The sequence below is a fragment of the Arcobacter sp. CECT 8989 genome, assembly GCF_004116715.1.
In the GTDB taxonomy this organism is placed as follows: Bacteria; Campylobacterota; Campylobacteria; order Campylobacterales; family Arcobacteraceae; genus Halarcobacter.
On the sequence record NZ_PDKE01000068.1, the window covers coordinates 1 to 455 of the forward strand.

A 455-nucleotide genomic window follows, 5' to 3' on the forward strand; every position below is an offset into this window, starting at 1 on the left:
AAAATATGAAAACAATATAGTTTAAAATTACTTTTCCTGCCTGTCCTTATTGTGTAAAAAAAACTTTTTTTTGTTTGCTTTATGTTATTTCAATTTAGCTGATTTTAATTTTTTCATTTTAACCGAATACGGTAATTAAACCAATTGAAGAAAAAAAAATAATACATAAAATCCAGAATTTTGTTAATGCAGAAAAAACGGTAATTGAAGTAAAAAGCTTATGAATAATGTAGAAAACAAGCCCGAAGCAGATACGTTAATGAAGAGAAATAAGAGAAAATATATAGAGCAGGCTGTTGCAAATAATGCTTATCAGACAAAGCGTTCTGGTGTAGCATATGGTGTATGAAGGCATGAAATTGAGTACGTTAAAAGGGAAAATGATGCGTATGGCCATGATATTGGAGATAATGCAATCAAAATTGTAGCTAAGACTTTAAATGAAAATATTAGAG

1 protein-coding gene is annotated in these 455 nt (G+C 28.4%); it reads left to right on the plus strand.

Annotation, left to right across the window (positions count from 1 at the left end; genetic code table 11):
- Positions 1-358 precede the first annotated feature (358 nt).
- On the plus strand, positions 359-455 hold a 97-nt coding region (locus CRV02_RS15170), incomplete at its 3' end, for a diguanylate cyclase domain-containing protein (RefSeq protein ID WP_375137090.1).